The 18,452-nt window shown below is 65.5% G+C and carries 15 protein-coding genes and 4 pseudogenes; 11 read left to right on the plus strand and 8 right to left on the minus strand.

The annotated features are described in order from the left end of the window. Nucleotides 1–79 precede the first annotated feature (79 nt). The 4 genes from exbB (at nucleotide 80) to XAXN_RS11760 (ending at nucleotide 2,730) form a co-directional block, all read left to right on the plus strand. Nucleotides 80–841, plus strand: a complete 762-nt coding sequence (gene exbB / locus XAXN_RS11745; RefSeq protein ID WP_054319678.1) for a TonB-system energizer ExbB — start codon at nucleotides 80–82, stop codon at nucleotides 839–841. A 59-nt stretch (nucleotides 842–900) separates the two neighbouring features. Continuing rightward, nucleotides 901–1,323: an ExbD/TolR family protein gene (locus XAXN_RS11750; protein WP_005912447.1), complete on the plus strand. Its 423-nt coding sequence runs from the start codon at nucleotides 901–903 to the stop codon at nucleotides 1,321–1,323. Nucleotides 1,324–1,326: 3 nt separating this feature from the next. Continuing rightward, a complete protein-coding gene (locus XAXN_RS11755; RefSeq protein WP_042820899.1) occupies nucleotides 1,327–1,740 on the plus strand; it encodes an ExbD/TolR family protein in 414 nt (137 codons plus the stop codon). 582 nt (nucleotides 1,741–2,322) lie between these two features. Then, nucleotides 2,323–2,730, plus strand: a complete 408-nt coding sequence (locus XAXN_RS11760; protein ID WP_054319679.1) for an ExbD/TolR family protein — start codon at nucleotides 2,323–2,325, stop codon at nucleotides 2,728–2,730. Between the two features lie 255 nt (nucleotides 2,731–2,985). Here the strand turns inward: XAXN_RS11760 and XAXN_RS11765 are convergent, their stop codons facing one another. The 3 genes from XAXN_RS11765 to cls form a co-directional block, all read right to left on the minus strand. Then, on the minus strand, nucleotides 2,986–3,753 hold the full coding sequence (locus XAXN_RS11765; protein WP_042820901.1) for a pyridoxine 5'-phosphate synthase: 768 nt from the start codon (nucleotides 3,751–3,753) through the stop codon (nucleotides 2,986–2,988). 7 nt (nucleotides 3,754–3,760) lie between these two features. Further along, nucleotides 3,761–4,030 carry a hypothetical protein gene (locus XAXN_RS11770; protein WP_017155969.1) on the minus strand — a complete coding sequence of 90 codons (270 nt, stop codon included), beginning with the start codon at nucleotides 4,028–4,030 and terminating at the stop codon, nucleotides 3,761–3,763. Nucleotides 4,031–4,104: 74 nt separating this feature from the next. Beyond that, nucleotides 4,105–5,565 carry a cardiolipin synthase gene (gene cls, locus XAXN_RS11775; protein ID WP_054319680.1) on the minus strand — a complete coding sequence of 487 codons (1,461 nt, stop codon included), beginning with the start codon at nucleotides 5,563–5,565 and terminating at the stop codon, nucleotides 4,105–4,107. Between the two features lie 308 nt (nucleotides 5,566–5,873). On the opposite strand from cls, the pseudogene XAXN_RS11780 reads away from it, so the two are divergent. Together XAXN_RS11780 and XAXN_RS11785 are read left to right on the plus strand one after the other, a co-directional pair. Next, nucleotides 5,874–6,599 (plus strand): annotated as a pseudogene (locus tag XAXN_RS11780) (helix-turn-helix transcriptional regulator). Nucleotides 6,600–6,648: 49 nt separating this feature from the next. Further along, entirely contained in the window at nucleotides 6,649–7,014 is a 366-nt protein-coding gene (locus XAXN_RS11785; RefSeq protein ID WP_054319681.1) for a DUF1330 domain-containing protein, read from the plus strand. Between the two features lie 123 nt (nucleotides 7,015–7,137). Here XAXN_RS11785 and XAXN_RS11790 read toward each other — a convergent pair. The 3 genes and pseudogenes from XAXN_RS11790 to XAXN_RS11800 all read right to left on the minus strand — a co-directional run bounded on the left by XAXN_RS11790 (nucleotide 7,138) and on the right by XAXN_RS11800 (nucleotide 10,252). After that, a pseudogene (locus tag XAXN_RS11790) lies at nucleotides 7,138–8,269 on the minus strand (PA0069 family radical SAM protein). Between the two features lie 185 nt (nucleotides 8,270–8,454). Further along, nucleotides 8,455–8,735: pseudogene (locus tag XAXN_RS11795) on the minus strand (2OG-Fe(II) oxygenase); the annotation flags it as partial. Nucleotides 8,736–8,911: 176 nt separating this feature from the next. After that, on the minus strand, nucleotides 8,912–10,252 hold the full coding sequence (locus XAXN_RS11800; RefSeq protein WP_054319682.1) for an outer membrane protein transport protein: 1,341 nt from the start codon (nucleotides 10,250–10,252) through the stop codon (nucleotides 8,912–8,914). 221 nt (nucleotides 10,253–10,473) lie between these two features. Here XAXN_RS11800 and XAXN_RS11805 point away from each other — a divergent pair, with 221 nt between their 5' ends. From XAXN_RS11805 to XAXN_RS11815, 3 genes and pseudogenes are all read left to right on the plus strand, one after another. Next, nucleotides 10,474–11,169 (plus strand): rhomboid family intramembrane serine protease, encoded by a 696-nt coding sequence (locus XAXN_RS11805; protein WP_054319683.1) that lies wholly within the window; start codon nucleotides 10,474–10,476, stop codon nucleotides 11,167–11,169. 105 nt (nucleotides 11,170–11,274) lie between these two features. After that, entirely contained in the window at nucleotides 11,275–11,595 is a 321-nt protein-coding gene (locus tag XAXN_RS11810) for a DUF1820 family protein (RefSeq protein WP_054319684.1), read from the plus strand. Further along, a pseudogene (locus tag XAXN_RS11815) lies at nucleotides 11,595–12,586 on the plus strand (D-2-hydroxyacid dehydrogenase family protein). Before XAXN_RS11810 ends, XAXN_RS11815 begins: the two are co-directional and overlap by 1 nt. Nucleotides 12,587–12,751: 165 nt before the next feature. Here XAXN_RS11815 and XAXN_RS11820 read toward each other — a convergent pair. Both XAXN_RS11820 and XAXN_RS11825 read right to left on the minus strand, forming a co-directional pair. Beyond that, nucleotides 12,752–14,284: a S41 family peptidase gene (locus tag XAXN_RS11820; RefSeq protein WP_042820906.1), complete on the minus strand. Its 1,533-nt coding sequence runs from the start codon at nucleotides 14,282–14,284 to the stop codon at nucleotides 12,752–12,754. A 101-nt stretch (nucleotides 14,285–14,385) separates the two neighbouring features. Next, on the minus strand, nucleotides 14,386–15,684 hold the full coding sequence (locus XAXN_RS11825) for a murein hydrolase activator EnvC family protein (RefSeq protein WP_171890723.1): 1,299 nt from the start codon (nucleotides 15,682–15,684) through the stop codon (nucleotides 14,386–14,388). Between the two features lie 97 nt (nucleotides 15,685–15,781). Here XAXN_RS11825 and XAXN_RS11830 point away from each other — a divergent pair, with 97 nt between their 5' ends. Beyond that, complete coding sequence (locus XAXN_RS11830) at nucleotides 15,782–16,381, plus strand: DUF4097 family beta strand repeat-containing protein (RefSeq protein ID WP_054319686.1); 600 nt, start codon at nucleotides 15,782–15,784, stop codon at nucleotides 16,379–16,381. 164 nt (nucleotides 16,382–16,545) lie between these two features. Next, the gene (locus tag XAXN_RS11835) at nucleotides 16,546–18,342 is read left to right on the plus strand and encodes a M28 family metallopeptidase (RefSeq protein WP_054319687.1); all 1,797 of its coding nucleotides are present in this window, start codon (nucleotides 16,546–16,548) and stop codon (nucleotides 18,340–18,342) included. The last annotated feature ends 110 nt before the right edge of the window (nucleotides 18,343–18,452 follow it).

Here is an 18,452-nt window from a genome sequence, read left to right on the forward strand (position 1 = left end):
GGGCCGACCATGGTCGGCCCAGGATCCTTTCTTCCTTTCGCTCCACCCTTCATCACCACACACAACAAAGGTAAGCGTCATGCTGCAGGAATTCTTTATCGCCGCCGCTGCAGGGGGCTCCAATCCGTCGGCCGCTCTGTCGCAGATGGGCTTCGAGCACTTGATCACCGAAATGACCTCCAGCCCCGGCGACTTCGCCGTGTCTTGGGTCGTGCTGATCACCCTGATCGCCATGTCCGCTGCCTCCTGGTACTGGACCGTCATCAACATCTTCCGCGCCACCCGTCTGAAGAGCGCGGCTGACCGCGTCACCACCGCGTTCTGGGATGCCCCGAATGCACAGGACGCCATCCGCGCCATGGAAGCGCAGCCGGCTTCCGAGCCGTTCTCGAAGATCGCGCTGGACGCCGCCCAGGCGGCCGCGCACCACCAGCGTGCAGAAGGTAGCACCGGTGGCCTGGGCGAGAGCCTGAGCCGTTCGGAGTTCGTCGACCGCGCCCTGCGTCAGGCCGTGACCCGCGAAAGCACCAAGCTGCAGTCGGGCATGACCCTGCTGGCCACCGTCGGTGCGACCGCGCCGTTCGTCGGTCTGCTCGGTACCGTGTGGGGCATCTACGGCGCGCTGATCAAGATCGGTGCAACCGGTTCGGCCTCCATCGACGCCGTTGCCGGCCCGGTGGGTGAAGCGCTGATCATGACCGCGATCGGCCTGTTCGTCGCAATCCCGGCCGTGTTCGCGTTCAACTTCTTCTCCAAGGTCAATAGCTCGGTGATCGCCAAGTTCGACTCCTTCGCTCACGACCTGCACGACTTCTTTGCCACCGGTTCGCGCGTTCGCTAATCGCGTCGCAAGATCTGGCAGTAAAGAACGCCTTCGCAACGATTTAGACGGAGCCCGTTATGGCCTTCAGTAGTGGAAACAGCGGTGGCCCGATGGCCGACATCAACGTGACGCCCCTCGTGGACGTGATGTTGGTGCTGCTGATCATCTTCATCATTACGGCACCGCTGATGTCCCATAAGGTCAAGGTGGAGCTGCCAGAGGCCAACTTGATCCAGAAGGAAGATGCGGAGAAACGCGCCGCGCCGATCACTCTGGCCGTCAAGGAAGATGGGTCGCTGTACTGGAACGACGAGCCGATTTCCAAGGAAGCCCTGGAGTCGCGCCTGTCCACCGCCGCACAGCAGACCCCGCAGCCGCCGCTCAACCTGCGTGGCGACCGCACGACCAAGATGCGTACGATCAACGAGATCACCAAGATCGCGCAGGGTCAGGGCATGCTGGACGTCGGTTTCGTTGCAACCAAAGTGAAGGGGCAGTAAGCCATGGCATTTAGTACTGGTGGAAGCCGTGGGCCGATGGCCGACATCAACGTCACACCCCTGGTGGACGTGATGCTGGTGCTGCTGATCATCTTCATCGTCACCGCGCCGATCATGACCTACCCGATCGCCGTGGATCTGCCGCAGCGGGTGCTCAACCCGCCACCGCAGACGACCGAACCGCCGCCGCCGATCGAGTTGCGTATCGACGCCAGCAACCAGGTGTTCTGGAACAACAGCCCGACTCCGGTCGACTTGTTGCAACAGAAGATGGAAGAAGTGGTGCAGGCCGATCCGACCAATCAGCCAGAACTGCGCATCGATGCAAATCCGGATGCGGAGTACGAGGTGATGGCCAAGGTGCTGGCGGCTGCGAAGAACTCGCAGATGAAGAAAATCGGCTTCATGCAGCAGTAAACGTCTCTGCAAGACCGCAACACAACAGTCATGACGCGACTGCAACGCCACCGGAAACGGTGGCGTTTTTTTATGTGTGCTGCCTGCGTGTCGTACCTGCAAACATTCCAATGCTCCAACGAGCACCAGTGCAGTGCGTCCAAGCAGCCAAGCGACCTTTGCTGGGAAAGACTGACGATCAGAGTCACTGGCGTGCCATCGGATGGCATGCGGCAGAACGCGCGGATCTGGGCGCATGAAACCTGCCTATGCATCAGGTGCGCAGTGGTTTCGAGCGCTTCCGTGTCCTGTTGCGCATGACGCGCAAACGAGGCGCGCCGATGCATCCACCGACACCATTGCGCCTGCGCGCAAGCCGCCAGTGAATCCGCTGGCGATCCATCGCCACCTTTTCGACTCACGCGCGTGAATGGCAGCGCTTGTGGAAGCCTCAGCGCCCAGCGCCGCAATGCCGAGCCGATGCCGTGCCGCCAGCGCGCCCGACATGCTCCAGCGCGCCAGCACCCGCGTCGAGTTGGCGACGCAAGACGCAGGTGTATGCTCGGCCATGCAGTACCCACGATCACAGCACAGGAGGCAGTCATGGCTTTCAGTACGGCAGGGAATCGGGGACCGCTGGCGGAGATTAACGTCACGCCGCTGGTGGATGTCATGTTGGTGTTGTTGATTATCTTCATCGTCACCGCACCGATGGTGACGCGGACAATCGCGGTGGATCTGCCGCAGCACAGTTCGCAAGTAACGACACCGCTGGAGCCGCCTGCACCTATCGCTTTGCGCGTGGATGCCAACGGACAGCTGTTCTGGAACGCCAGCCCGGTGACGTTGCCGCAACTCCAGTCCAGGTTGATCGAGCAGATGCAGGCAACTGCAGGAAATCAGCCGGAACTGCGCATCGCCGCCAATGCGGACGCCGAGTATGCAGTGATGGCCAGCGTGCTGGCGGCAGCAAAGAACGCGCAAGTGCAGCGCATCGCCTTCGTGCAGTAGTGTTTCTGCAAGCGCGTATTGCACTTGGCCACATGCAGTGCATGCAATACCGCGCGATGCGGTTGCCCAGGCGCCGCATCGCGTCTTCGGACGCGATAGGCATGAGGGAGTTAATCAAGGTTGTTGCTCACCGGGAGCAATTCGCACCCGCTAACCAAGCGCTTGTCGTGATGCTTCTGCGCAGCATCCCTTTGCGCGAACGCAGTGATCGCCACCCCAGGCATCGATCATCGATGCCGACGTCACCGCATGAACTCAAGCGCCACCGCCGCTGCCACGCAGAATGTCGACATACGCGCGCACGCTTGCATCCAATCCCTGATACAGGGCTTCGCTGATCAAGGCGTGGCCGATGGACACCTCGAGCACACCGGGTACAGCGGCGAGAAAATCGCCCAGGTTGGCTTGCGACAAATCATGCCCGGCATTGATGCCCAAGCCTGCGCCACTGGCACGCTGCGCGGCATCGTCGAACAGCGCCAAGGCGGTATCTGCCTGTCCGCTGGCATGCGCGTGGGCATACGGGCCGGTGTACAGCTCGATACGGTCTGCACCGAGCGTGGCTGCACGGGCGATGTCCGGGTTGCCTGCATCGACGAACAGGCTGACCCGACTGCCCAGCAGCTTGAACGCTGTGATCAGCTCGGCGAGCTGGGCAGTGTCCTGCGCAAAATCGAAGCCATGGTCGGAGGTCAGTTGCCCGTCGCCGTCCGGCACCAGGGTGATCTGCTGCGGGCGCGTGGCATGGCACAATTCCAGCAACCCCGGATAGCCTGCGCGCGGTGGCGCGAACGGATTGCCTTCGATATTGAATTCCACCGCGTGCGCGCGCGTGAGCGCACTGAGCGCCAGCACGTCGTCGGCACGGATATGGCGTTGGTCCGGGCGCGGATGCACGGTGATGCCGTGCGCACCGGCGGCGATGCAGGCGCGTGCGGCCTGCACCACGTCCGGGTCGGCGCCGCCGCGCGAGTTGCGCAGGACGGCGATCTTGTTGACGTTGACGCTGAGCTGGGTGGCCATGCGGTGATCAGGCCTGCGGCTCGCTGTCGCGTGCAGCCGCCAGGGCGGCCGATTTACGCGCTTCTGCCAGCTCGCGCAGGCGGCGCAGCTCGGCCGGGTCGATCATGCTGCTGGTATCGCGTTGGGTGTCGCCCATGCGCGAGGCGAACCAACCGCGCGTCCACAACAACAGCAACAGCAACGCCACCAGCAGCGAGACCACCAGCAACCACACGTGCGGCGTGCTGAAAGCCAGCACCAGCGCACCCAGTGCCATAAGCAGAAACAGCCAGTGCATGACGAGCTCCCCGTTGAGTGGCGGCAGTGTAGCGCCGCACCCGGCGCGGTTCCACGTGGGCACCGCACCGTTGGTCAGAGCAGTGGCGACAACAGCCGGGCAAAGGCTTCCGGCAGGCGCGAGCGCCATAACGGACGATGCCGCGCAAAGCGCACTTCCTGCGCTTGTGCCATGTCGGTGCCGATCAGCCCGGCCATCTCTGCTGCCACCGCCTGGTCGCGGAACAGCATCGACAACTCGAAATTGAGCCGGAAGCTGCGGCTGTCGAAATTGGCGCTGCCGACGATGCAGACATCGTCGTCGGCCAGCAGCGCCTTGGTGTGCAGCATGCGCGGGCCGTATTCGTAGATGTGCACGCCGGCTTCCAGCAACTCGTCGAAATACGAGCGTGCCGCATAGGTGACCAGGCGCGAATCGCTCACCCGCGGCACCAGCAGACGCACGTCCAGCCCGCCGAGCGCGGCCGAGGTCAGCGCCATGCGCGCCGCTTCGCCGGGCACGAAGTACGGGGTGACCAGCCACACGCGGTGCTTGGCTTCATGGATGGCGGCGACCATCAGGCGGTGGATCGCTTCCCACGACGAATCCGGGCCGGACACCAGCACCTGCGCATCGACCGTGCCTTGCGTGCGGGTGGGCATATCGTCCGGCCATAGCTGCTGGCCGTGGAAGGCCGCGCGGCCCTGGCCGGTGGCATAGAGCCAATCCTCCAGGAACACCAGCTGCAGACTGCGCACCACATGGCCTTGCAGGCGCACGTGCAGATCGCGATACGCCTGCTTGCGTACCTGCTCGTTTTCGTCGTCGGTGACGTTGATGCCGCCGGTGAAGCCGACGCGGCCATCGATGACGATCACCTTGCGGTGGGTGCGCAGGTTCAACCACGGCCGCTTGAAGGGCTTGAGCAGCTGCGATGGGTGGAACCAGGCGGTTTCCACCCCGGCCTCGCGCAGCGTGCGCAAGGCGCGTCGGGTCATTGCCGAGGAGCCGATTGCATCCATCAGCAGCCGCACCTTGACCCCGGCACGGGCACGTTCCATCAGTGCATCGCAAATCGCGGTGCCGCTATGGTCGGGCTGGAAGATGTAGTACTCCAGATGGATATGGTCGCGTGCGCCCCGGATCGCTTCGATGATGGCGGCGTACGTCGCAGCACCATCCACCAGCCAATGCACTTCGGTGGCGCTGCTGGGCGCCAGCCCGGTGGTGGACTGGGCGATCTTGGCCAGCTCGGTGCAATCGGCATCCGGCGGGCAGACGCTGCTGTAGCTCTCCATGCCCGAGCGCGAGCGCCCGCGCCGCAGCCGCTGCCGTTTGACCTTTTGCGGGCCAAGCCAGTAGTAGATCAGCAGCCCCAGGTACGGCAGCGCCGCCAGCGACAGCACCCAGCTCAGCGTGGCCACCGGTTCGCGCTTCTGCAGCACGATCCAGCCGGCGATCCACAGCAGGTACAGCACATAGGCGGCCAGAAGGAGCGCTTCGAGGTGGGGAAGGTTGGCCAGCCACTCCCACGCGCCCTGTGCAAGTGCGGGCATGCGCGGATTCTACGGGGCGCACGCGGTGTTGCGATGACCGCCCGCTGCGCGCTTGAGCAAGGCCGATTGCGGCGGCAGCACGCAGACACTGCCAATCCCAGGCTGCTCGCCCCGTTGCGCCTCGCGCCAGTGCGACCTAGCCCCACCGCGCTGGCGTCGGCATCGTGCCCCGGCGCTTCCAGCCCTGGATGGGCACCGGCCAGCGATCGCTAGAGCGCGCTGAGGCGCAGCGGTGACAACGCAAGCCGGCCTTGCCAACACGCTAGGATGAGTGCCGGAATGCAAGGCTGCCGCGCGAAGGCTGATGGATGTCCAGGACAACTCGCCTGTTTGAACTGCTCGGCCTGCTGCGCGCGCGCGGACTGCCGGTGTCGGCCGCTGCGTTGGCGTCCGAGTTGGGTGTATCACAGCGAAGCGTCTACCGAATATCGACACCTTGCGCGCGCTCGGTGTGCCGTTGGAGGGCCAAGCCGGCGTTGGCTATTCCCTGAAGCCGGGATTTTTCCTGCCATCGCTGGCGTTTTCGCAGGAAGAGCTGGATGCGATCATGCTCGGCCTGGATTGGGTCAAACAACGTGCCGATCCTGCCTTGGCCAGATGTGGCGAAAGCGCCCTGGCGAAGATCTTGTCTGCCAGAAAGCACGGCGATGGCGCCGGCACAGGCATGGCGCCGCCGGTGATTCTCACCGCCGCTTCCACATCCGAGGCGGTCAATCATCCGCAGACCGCCGTGTTGCGCGACGTCATCCGGCGGCAATGCAAACTGGGGATCGGCTATGCCGATGCGCAAGACACGCCCTCCGAGCGCATCGCCTGGCCGATCGCACTGGATCTATTTCGACGACGTACGCGTCCTGGCAGCCTGGTGCGAGCGCCGTTGCGCGTTTCGGCATTTTCGTGTCGATCGATTGCAGGTACAGGCACCGCTGGAAACGCGTTACCCGCAGTCGCGCCAGGCGTTGGTCAAGCAATGGCGACAACAGGACCGCGATTGGCGTTCGTTACTGACAGTTTCTGACATGGCACAACGCTAGCGTGTGTTGGCCGCTTCCCTTGTGCGGAAGCCAGACCAAGGAGACTGACATGGTTGCGTTTTCACCCGATGCACTCGGTGCGTTCCTGGACAACGAGGACACCTCGGCGATCGTCATGTTGAACCTGATTCGCTTCCAGCCCGATGGCGGACGGCAGCGCTATCACCAGTACCTGCGCTTGGCCGAGCCGATCCTGGCCCGGTTCGGCGCGCACATTGTCTTCAGCGGCGACGGTCTGCCGGTGCTGACCACGGGCCAGGCACAGGCGTGGGATGCGGTCACGCTGGTGCAGTATCCGGGTCGATCCGCCTTCAGGCAGATGATTGCCGATGCGGCGTATCAGCAAGCCTTCGAGGTTGGACGTTCGGCTATTGCCGAGATCGTGCTGCAACCCTTCCACGGCATCGCCTTGTAGCCATCTGCCGGACGTGTTGCAGCGTCTCGCCGGCGCTGGCGCATTGTTCCGGCCCTGCGGCCGAACGCAACTCGCATGCGCGTCGGGGCCAAGACCGCTGCAGGCAGCGCAAACCCGGCGCGATCAAAACAGGTCCAACTGCGGCGTGTCCGGTTTGGGCGCACGAAACTGCGTGGTATCGAGCCTGGGCAGCCGCCCGAATCCAAGGCGCCGACACGCGATGGAAAAACGCTGTGCGATCAGCTCTGCAAACGGGCCCTCGCCGACCATGCGCTTGCCGAAGCGGCTGTCGTAGTCCTTGCCGCCGCGCATCTGCTGGATCAGGCTCATGACGTGCCTGGCACGATCCGGATAGTGCAGCTCAAGCCATTCGCGCCATAACTGGGTGAGTTCGTGCGGCAGGCGCAGCAATACGTAGCCGGCCGAACGTGCGCCATGGGCTGCGGCCGCGTCCAGAATGCGCTCGAGTTCCTTGTCGTTGATCATCGGGATGACCGGAGCGACCAACACGCCCACCGGTACGCCGGCAGCGTGCAGCGCCTGCATGGCGCGCAGTCGCGCATGCGGCGCGACTGCGCGCGGTTCCATCTTCGCTGCAAGACGGTTGTCGAGCGTGGTGACCGAGAAATACACCGACACCAGGTTGTGCTGCGCCATCTCGGCAAGCACATCGATGTCGCGTTCGATCAACGCTGCCTTGGTCACGAAGCTGACCGGGTGACGGGCCTGTGCAAGCACTTCCAGGCATTGCCGGGAAATGTGCAGGCGCCGCTCGGCGGGCTGGTAGGCGTCGGTGTTGATCCCCAACGCGATCGGCGAGCACTGGTAGGACGGGCGGGCGTGCCATTTCTGCACGCAGCAGCGCTGCCGCATTCGGCTTGGCAAAGATCCGCGTTTCGAAATCCAGCCCTGGCGACAGATCCAGATACGCGTGCGAGGGTCTGGCAAAGCAGTACACGCAGCCGTGCTCACATCCCCGGTACGGGTTCACCGACTGCGAGAACCCGACGTCGGGCGAGTTGTTGCGGCTGATGATGCTGCGCGCGATTTCCTCCGCCACCACGGTCTTGGGACCAACCGCAGTCTCGGCATCGGAATCGAGCGCTCCCCATCCATCGTCTATCTCGACGGCGGTGGTGACCGAAAAGCGACCGGGCACGTAGGCGGTGGTGCCGCGCCCCTTGATGACCGTGCGCGAGCTGCGGACATCGCGCTCGGTTGCCTCGCTCGCGCCAGGGAAAGAAGTCTTCTGCATCCGGTTAGTATTCTTACTAACGATGCGCGGTGCAAGCGATGCGTACGCATCCAGGAGCGAGCCCAAGCATTGCGACGCAATGCCGGGCGCACTCAAGCGCTGTGCAGCTGCGGGAATGGGGAGTCGGCAAAGCAACAGCAATAGCCACAGCCGAAAGCGCCGCCGTTGCGATTCCCCATTCCCGATTCCCCGCCGTAAAGCGCCTGCGCCGACTGAAACAAGATCCAGCTCGTCGCGATGAACTTGTCGCCGCCGACCGGGCGGTTGCCGCGGTGGGTATGGGTGAAGGCGGTGGGAGCGATCAGCAGGCTGCGGTGCGTGGGCGTGCCTTGCGTTGCTGGAACAGGAATTCGGTTTCGCCCTGCGCGAAGTCGTCGTTGAGATACAGCGTCCACAGCAGATGCCGATGCAGCGTGTCGGCATTGGCATCGCGTGGATACAGCTCGCAATGCCAGTACGGGTAGCCGCACCGCGCATGATGGTGAGGTGCTGCACTCAGGCGCGGTGCCTTGCCCGCTTCGCTTGCTACTCGTTGCTAATTGTTTGTTGCCGGGTGCACGTGTCGTGTGTGGGGCGTGCGACGCAGCAAAGAAAAACCCCGCCGAAGCGGGGTTTTTCGTCACTCAACGCGTGCTGCGGCGATCAGAACTTGTAGTTGATCGAAGCGGCGAACACGTCGCCCTTCACGTCGTAGCTGCCGGCCAGACGATCGCCGGTGGCGCTGCGGGTGTCGCTGGTCGGGTCGCTGGTGAACAGGTGGGTGTAACCGAAGTTGTACTCGGTCTGCGCCGACGGGCGCCAGCTCATGCCCAGCGACACCCACTTGCGGCTCGCGTCCGGCACGCGCACGTCGCGGTGCTCGGCCGTGGTCGGGGTCTGGTCGTAGGCCAGGCCGCCGCGCAGGGTCACCGTATCGCTCATGCGGTAGTCGGCACCGATCGAGGCGAAGGTGGTGTCGCGGTAGGAGAAGTCCAGCACGCTGTCGGGCTGATTGGAGGCGAAGTCCACGGTCACCTGGTCGAACTTGCTCCAGGCGGTGCGGGTGACGTCGGCCATGATCGACCACTGCTCGTTTACATTGTGCGTGAAGCTGGCGGTGGCGCTGGCCGGCAGCTTGACGGTGGCGCGGCCCTTGGTATCGACGAAGGTGCCCGGTGCGGCCACGCTCAGCACGGCGGCAGCACTGCCCGGCACGGTGAAGTCGGCGGTGCCGTCGGTGATCTTGTGTTCCACCTGCGAGTGGTAGCTGAAGCCGATGTGGGTGTTCTCATCGATGCTGAACAAGCCGCCCAGGGTGAAGCCCACTTCGGTGCTGTCGCCCTTGATGCGCGAGTAGCCATCGGCGCTGCCCGGTGCGAAGCCCGGCACGCGGCGCGCAGCCAGCACGCTGCCGAAATCCACGGCGTTGGCCAGGTCGACATCCAGACGCTCGGCGAACACCGAGGCACCGAAGGACACGTACGGGTTCACGTCATAGGAGAACGCGACATTGAAGTCGATCGCCTGCAGCTCGGTCTTGGTGCCGTGGTAGCGGCCGACCCAGTCGCGGTCGTATTCGGTCTTGAAGCCGAACGGCACGGTCAGCGAGGTGCCCAGGTGCATGTTGTCGTTCTCGCCGAACGGCACGTGGAAGTACATCGCCGGGACCGGCGCGATCATGCCGGCGTCGTCGCCGTTACCGCCGGACACCGGAGCGCCGTTGGCGTAGGTCGCGGTGTCGGGCTGGAACTTGGCCGAGAAGCTGATGGCGCTGACGTCGGCCTGGAACAGGCGACCGTCCAGCTGGCGCATGCCGGCCGGGTTGTTGGCGATGATGGAGGCATCATCCGGGGCGCTGCCCGAACCTGCGAACGCGCGGCCGAGGCCCTTGGCGCTGTTTTCCTTCAGCTGGAACGCGGCGCCGTGCGCCTGACCAACGGCCAGCACGCCAGCGATACCGACGGCCAACAGGGTGGCGCGGCTGAGAGTGGAAGCGGTAGACATAAGTTGTAGCTCTCCGGATAAGGACTGCAATGGTCGATTCAGCGCCCGCGTCCAGCACCAATCCAGTGTCCGGAGCGCGCCGGAGACCCCCCCCCCCCGACATACGACGCCGTACGCAGTATACCCATGACGATTAACCGAACAATAACGAGGCCCGCGCTGAACGTGCCGTCAGGTTAGGGTTGGGTTCAGCAGCGTGGACCGGCTATTGTCCCCGTCCGATGTTCGTCTCTCTCCCTTCCCGCAAGAAACCCACCCTGCGCTGGGCGGTGCCGTTGCTGTTTGCCACGGTGTGGCTGGCGTATCTGTGGTCGATCAGCCGGCCCGGCGAGGCGCGCAATACGTTGTGGCTGGACTGGGGCGCGCTCTCCAGCGGGGTCTCCAATCTGGGCGACTGGTGGTGGGCCACCTTGCGCGACGGCAGCGTGCTGCGGCTGTTTACGGCGCTGTTCCTGCACGCGGACTGGTCGCATCTGCTCGGCAACCTGGTGTTCCTGCTGATCTTCGGGCTGCCGGCCGAACGCATCCTGGGTCCGTGGCGGTTGTTGCTGCTGTTTCTGGTCGGCGGCGCGGCCTCCAACCTGGCGGCGATCTTTGCCATCGGCACGCCGGACCGGGTGATCATCGGCGCCTCGGGTGCGGTGTCTGCGTTGATCGGCACGTACCTGGCGCTGTTTCCGGGCGCCAAGCTGGGCGTGGTGCTGCCGCTGGGCGTGTTTCTGGAATTCATCCGTGTGCCGGCGCCGTTGTTGATCGGCGCCTGGGCGCTGCTGCAGGTGGTGTTCGCCTATATCGGCCCGGCGTTCGGCATGGTGGCGTGGTCGGCGCATATCGCCGGCTTCGTGTTCGGCATCGTGTACGGTCTGTACGTGCGCGCGGCGATCGCGCGGCGGCTGCGCAAGCGCCACGGCTTCTGAGGCGCGCAGCACATCGGCCGTAGCGGCAGGCAGCAACCCGTGCGGCCGAGGTACCGGCACGATGCTGCGCGCGTCGCTGCCCAGGCGCGCGCCTATAATCGCGACATGTCCAAGTCTCTGTACAAAGTCACCTTCCTCAATCACGGCAAGGTGTACGAGCTCTACGCGCGTGAGGTCACCGGCAGCCATCTGTGGGGCTTCAACCAGATCGGCGAGCTGGTGTTCGACGTGCACGACGTGCTGGTGGTGGACCCCACCGAAGAACGCCTGCGCGAGGAATTCGGCAATACCAAGACCTTGCACCTGCCGATGCAGAGCATCGTGCGGATCGAAGAAGTCGAGAAAAAAGGCCAGTCGGTGATTCACGATGCCACCACCGGCGATAAGGTGGTCACCCCGTTCCCCTCGCCGATCAAGCCACGCTGATGCGCATCGTGGTGCCCGACGACTACCAGGGCGCCGTCGCGCAGCTGCCCTGCCTGCAGCAGATGCAGGGCCACCAGGTGCAGGTGCTGGGTGCGTTGGATGCGGAACTCGATGCGCGCGCCGCACGTCTGGCCGACGCCGACGCATTGGGCTGTTCCGCGAACGCACGCGGGTGGATGCGGCGCTGCTGCAACGGCTGCCGCGGCTGAAACTGATCAGCCAGACCGGGCGCGTCGGCGCGCATGTGGATGTGGCGGCGTGCACCGCATTGGGTGTGGCGGTGGCCGAAGGCGTCGGCTCGCCGGTGGCGCCGGCCGAGCTGACCTGGGCGCTGATCCTGTCGGCCAGCCGTCGGCTGACCGACTACCAGCATGCCTTGCAGCAGGGCCGCTGGCAGGCGCTCGGTGATCCGGGGCTGGGACGTGTGCTGCACGGGCGCACGCTGGGAATCTGGAGCTATGGGCGGATTGGCCAACGCGTGGCCGGCATCGGGCGCGCGTTCGGCATGCAGGTGTTGGTGTGGGGCGGGCCGGCATCCTGTGCGCAGGCAGCGCGCGATGGGTTCGCGATCGCGGCCAGCCGCGAGGAACTGTTCGAATGCAGCGACGTGCTGTCGCTGCATCGGCGCCTGACTGCGCAGACACGGCACGACGTCACCGCACAGGATCTGGCGCGCATGCGCGACGACGCGTTGCTGGTCAACACCAGCCGCGCCGAGTTGATCGCCCCGGGCGCCTTGCTCGCTGCGTTGGACGCGGGCCGGCCAGCGCAGGCGGGGCTGGATGTGTTCGAGCACGAGCCGGTGCTGGACCCGCGCGATCCGCTGCTGCGGCATGCACGTGTGTTGGCGACACCGCATCTGGGCTACGTGGAACGCGACAGCTACGCGCTGTACTTCGGCGCAGCATTCGACAATGTGCTGGCGTTTGCCGCGGGCACACCGCGCAACCTGGTCAATCCTGAGGTGTTGGCAACAACGCAGCGGGTGTGATTCCCCGCTGGGTTGGCGCGGCCTTGAAACAACCGACCAGCCGCGCGCGCTGCTGCCAGGTGAGCGGCGATTGATGTTGGGTGCCGCATCCACCACGCCCACGCCAATCCCTGGGAGACGACCAAACCCACCTGACGACGGGCCGCGATGTTGCATTGGCCGCTCTTAGTGCGCCGGTTCGGTGGACATTGGCTTGTTTGCTGGCGGCGTCGGCTGCACCGGTTCGGCCGGCGCTGCGGGTGCAGTGGCCGGCTTGGCCTTGCCTGCCGGTTCGGCCGATTTGGCTTTGTCCGTGGTCGCCGGGCGCGCTGCCGCCGGCTTGGGCTCGACACTGGCCTTGCTGGCGGCCTTCGCCTTCTGCGCTGCCTGCGCCCTGGCCTTGCGCGCGGCTTGCGCCTTGGCGGCGGAGCCGGGTTGCTTGAGTTCGGCCAGGGCCTCGGCGATCGGGCCGTCGCCCGGCAACACGTCGCCGGCGCTGTAGCCCTCTTCGCCTTCGTCGTCGCCGCGCAGGTGGCCCGGCAGGGTGGCTTCGCTGTAGTCGGTCAGGCTGGCCGGCACATCGGCATCGCCCGGCTGCGGTTCGGGGGTGAGCAGTACGTCCGGCACGATGCCGCTGGCCTGGATCGACTTGCCGCTGGGCGTGTAATAGCGCGCGGTGGTGAGCTTGACCGAGTCGCCGTTGTCCAGCGGCAGCACGGTCTGCACCGAGCCCTTGCCGAAGGTGCGGCTGCCGATGATGCGTGCGCGCTTGTTGTCGCGCAGCGCGCCGGCCAGCACTTCCGACGCACTGGCCGAACCGGCGTCCACCAGCACCACGACCGGTGCGCCATTGAGCAGATCGCCCGGGGTGGCGTCGAACTTGGCATCGCTGATGGAGATGCGCCCGCGCGTGCTGACGATATTGCCCTTGTCCAGCAGATCGTCGGCCACCTGTACCGCCGAGGTCAGCAGACCGCCGGGGTTGCTGCGCAGATCCAGCACCAGACCGCGCAACTTGCCGCCGGCCTGCAGCTGCTTGAGGTTTTTCTGGAAGTCGGCACCGGTGTCGGCCTGGAAGGTGCTGATACGGATGTAGCCATAGCCCGGCTCCAGCAGCTTGCTGCGCACGCTGGCCACGCGGATGGTTTCGCGCTGCAGGGTCACATCGAACGGCTTGGGCGTCTTGTCGCGCATGATGGTCAACACGACCTTGCTGCCGGATTCCCCGCGCAGCGGCTCCATCGCCTTGCTGGCATCGATCGGCTTGCCGTCGATGGCCACGATCACGTCGCCGGCGCGGATACCGGCGCGCGCAGCCGGGGTGTCGTCGATCGGCGCGATGACCTTCAGCGTGTTGTCCTGCTGTTGCAGCAATTCCACGCCGATGCCGTCGTAGGCACCGGTGGCCTGTTCGTCGAAGGCTTCGGCGTCTTCCTTGTCGAAATAGGTGCTGTGCGGGTCCAGGTCAGAGAGCAGCCCGCGCACGGCGGCGTGCATCAGCTTCTTGTCTTCGACCGGGTCGACGTAGGCCTGCTTGACCGCGTTGTACACCGCCACGAAACGGCGGATCTCATCCAGCGGCACCTTGGACACAGCGGCTTCATTGGCTTCCGGATCGTCCGCGCTGGCCTGGGCGGCGGCGGGGCCGGCCTTCTGCGCCCAACCAGGCGACGCGAACAGGGCCAGCGACAGGGCAACGGACAGGACGGCTACGCGCATGAAGCACTCCGACAAAGAGATAAGGCGCCCCGCAGCGCGGAGCTGACCGGATTATGCGCGAAGCAGCGGTAAATCCGCGTTGAATCCCGGCGGCGCGCCGCTCAGCGGCGTTGCAGCCAGCTCGATGGATCCACCGGCTGCCCGTTGCGTCGCAATTCGAAGTACAGCGCCGGCACGCCCTGCCCGCCCGAACTGCCGACCTTGGCTACCGCGTCGCCACGTTTGATCGATGCGCCGGCATCGCGCAACAAGGTGTCGTTATGCGCGTACAGGCTCATGTAGCCGTTGCCGTGGTCCACGATCAGGATCATGCCGTAGCCGGTCATCCAGTCGGAAAACACCACCGTGCCATCGGCCACTGCAGTCACGGTGGTGCCCTTGGGCGCGCCGATCAGCACGCCCTTGCTGGTGTGACCATCGGGCAAGGTGGCATTGAAGCGCGCCAGCAGATTGCCCGCCACCGGCCAGCTGAGCCCACCGACTTTCGGGGCCGGTGCGCTGGCGACCACCTTGGGGGGCATCTTGCCGGGGCGATCGGAGCGCTCGGTCTTGCTGCGTTTTGCCTGCGCGGCGGCTTCGGCGGCGGCGCGTTTGGCGGCCGCGCGCCGTTCGGCTTCGGCCTTGGCGGCAGCCGCGCGCAGATTGGCGAGCAGTTGTTCCAGCGCTTTGGCGTCCTGGCCGATCGCCTTTTCGCGCTCGGCGCGCTGTTTGTAGCGGTCGTCCAGTTGCGCGACGGTGGCCGCCTGTTGCGAGCGATCTTTCTGCAACGTGGCCGCCTGCGCCTTTTGCTGCGCACGCGCGGCATCCAGCGCCTGGCGCCGGGTGGCGATGTCCTGTTCCACTTTCGCCAGGGCATCCAGTTGCGTGGTCAGGGCGTGGATGCGCTGCGCACGCGCGTTTTGCACATAGCGGTGATCGGCCAGCATGCGCGTGGCATCGCCTACCGTGTCCTGCGACAGCAGTACCTTCAACGGTGCATTGCGGCCCACCTGATCGGCAGCGCGCAACAATGCCGCCAGCTGCGCGCGCTGGCTCTGCAGACCGCGCTGCAACTGCGCGCGTTCCTGTTGCAGGGTGGACAGATGCTGTTCCTGCGCGCGCATCGCCGCTTCGGTCTCGCTCAAGGCGCGTGCGGTCTTGGCCACTTTCTCGTCGGCCTGGCGCAACTGTTGCGCGGCGGTGCCGCGCTTGCCTTCCAGCTCGCGCCGATCGGCGCTGATGGTCTTGAGCTCATCGCGCAGCTGCTGCAGTTTGCGCTCGGTCTCGCGCTGGCTCTGCGCGCTTGCACCCACGCTGCCCAGCAAGGTGCAGGCCAGCACACCCGCCGCCAGCCACATCCGTCCACGGCCGGTGGCGGGAGCGAGCGGCAGGCGCGGCAGCGGTGCGGACGAAGGGGGCAACGAAAGATCCAGTGACTTCAGGCAGGTGCGCGATTGTAGCCAAGCATGATGTGATCGCCGCCACGCCCCAGACAACCGCCGCCGCGCGAGGTTCAGCATGAAGCCCCAAATTCTTCTCCTGGCACTGACCCTGGTCTGCACGAGCGCCTGGGCCGACGAGAACGTCAGCAAGGTCAACGGCAGGATCAGCGCAGATGCCGGCAAGACCTATGGCGCCCTGGAAACGGTCAACGGCTCCATCGAGATCGGTGCCGGCGCGCAAACCAAGAACGTGGAAACCGTCAATGGCGGCATCCGCATCGGCGACAACGCGCGCACCGGTGGCGTGGAAACGGTCAACGGCTCGATCACGCTGGGCCAGAAAGTGACGGTGTCCGGCGGGCTGGAAACGGTCAACGGCAGCATTGGGCTGGTGGGGACCGAGCTCGGCAAGGGCATCGAGACGGTCAATGGCGATATCACGGTCGGGGTGGGCTCGCATGTGCGCGGCGGCATCGATGTGAGCAAGCCGAGCTTCGGTTTTTCGTTCCAGCCCTCGCGCAAGCCGCGTGTGGTGATCGGCCCGGATGCGGTGGTCGATGGGCCGTTGCACTTCGAGCGCGAGGTCAACCTGTACGTGCATCGCAGCGCCAAGATCGGCGCGGTGAGCGGCGCCACCGCGCGCAGCTTCGACAGCGACGTGGCGCCGAAGGACTGATCGACGCAGCACGCACCTGCCGGTGCGAGCGCCGGACCCAGGGCGCCTGCTCCAGGCGCCCTACCCGGCCTGCCATCTGGCTGCAACAGCACACGCAGCCGCGCGCTCACCTCACCATGCGGCGCACGCTCTAAGATCGGAATTCCGCCGCACGAGGAGTTCCGATGCCCCGCAAGATCCTGTTGTGCCTGGTCGCGACGCTGGCCCTGGCCGGCTGCAAACGCGAACCCGCCGATGCGCCCAGCGCGCCTGCCGCGCAGACGCCACCCGATAGTGCGCCCAGCGCGCCGGTCAGCCGCCACACCTTCTCCCCGGACATGACCACCGGCGACTTCGCCGAACTGGTCAAGACACTGGCGTCGGACGACTTCGAAGGCCGCGGCCCGGGCACGCCGGGCGAAGAAAAGACCGTGACCTACATTCGCGACCAGATGCAGCGCATCGGGCTGCAGCCGGGCAATGGCGACAGCTGGTTCCAGGAGGTGCCGATGGTGGAAACCACCGCCGATGCATCCACCGCACCGAGCCTGCGCAGCGGCGAGCAAACCCGCACCCTCGCCTTCGGCACCGACATCGTGGTCGGCACCCGCACCGGCCAGCCGGAGGTCAAGCTGGACAACAGCGAGCTGGTGTTCGTCGGCTACGGCGTGGATGCGCCCGAGCAGCAATGGAACGATTACGCCGGCCAGGACTGGAAAGGCAAGACGGTGGTGATGTTCGTCAACGACCCCGGCTTCCACACCGGCGATGCCAAGCTGTTCGACGGCAAGCGCATGACCTACTACGGGCGCTGGACCTACAAGTTCGAAGAAGCCGCACGCAAGGGCGCGGCCGCCGCATTGATCGTGCACGACACACCCGGCGCCAGCTACGGCTGGGACGTGGTGAAACATTCCTGGGCCGGCCCGCAATACGATCTGCCGGCCAAGGACGATCCCGCCCCGCGCCTGCCGGTACAGGGCTGGATCAGTACCGAAACCGCCAAGCAATTGTTTGCCGATGCCGGGCTGGACCTGGCGCAGGCCTACAAGGACGCCAGCAAGCGCGGCTTCAAGCCGGTGCCGTTGAAGGCCAGCTGGTCGGTGGAACTGAAGAGCACCATCGCGGCCAAGACCTCGCGCAACGTGGTCGGCGTGCTGCCGGGCACCAGCCACGCCGACGAGGCGGTGCTGTACATGGCGCACTGGGATCACCTGGGCAAGCATCCGGGCGAAAGCGGCGACAACATCTACAACGGCGCGGTGGACAACGCGACCGGTGTGGCCGGCATCCTGGAACTTGCCGATGCGTTCGCGCACCAGGACCCCAAGCCGGCGCGCTCGGTGGTGTTTCTGGCGGTGACGCTGGAAGAATCCGGTTTGCTCGGTTCCAAGTACTACGTGGCCAACCCGAGCTTCCCGCTGGACAAGATTGCGGCGGTGATCAATCTGGACGCGATGTCGGTGGCCGGGCGCGCCCGCGATGTCACCGTGGTGGGCATGGGCAGCTCGGAGCTGGAGGACATCCTCAAGCCGCTCGCCGCAATGCAGGGGCGCACCCTGCACGCAGAAGCCACCCCGCAAAGTGGCTCGTACTTCCGTTCGGATCACTTCAACTTCGCCAAGGCCGGCGTGCCGGCGTTGTATGCCGATGGCGGCGAAGACCTGCGCGAGGGCGGCACTGCCGCCGGACGTGCCGCAGCCGAGGACTACGGACGCCATCGTTATCACGCGCCTGGCGACGAATACGACGCCGCCACCTGGAAGCTCGATGGCACCATCGAAGACCTGCAGTTGGTGTATGGCGTGGGCAAGGAGGTGGCCGCTGGCGAACGTTGGCCCAACTGGTACCCCGGCAACCCGTTCAAGGCCGCGCGCGATCGCATGATGGCCGGCAAGCCTGGCGCAAGCGCAGCGACCGCGCAGCCGGCCGACGCTAGCAGCACGACCACCCAGACAAGCAAGCCCAAGCCTCCACGCTGAGGCTTGCCGGGCGGTTATGGCCGCGCGTTGTGGCAGCACTGCACCGGTAATCTAGGAAAGGTCTGATCAACGCGGCCGGACGACACTGCGAGACACATCGGTCGCGTTGA

The sequence above is a fragment of the Xanthomonas axonopodis genome (assembly GCF_001304695.1).
Classification (GTDB): domain Bacteria; phylum Pseudomonadota; class Gammaproteobacteria; order Xanthomonadales; family Xanthomonadaceae; genus Xanthomonas; species Xanthomonas axonopodis.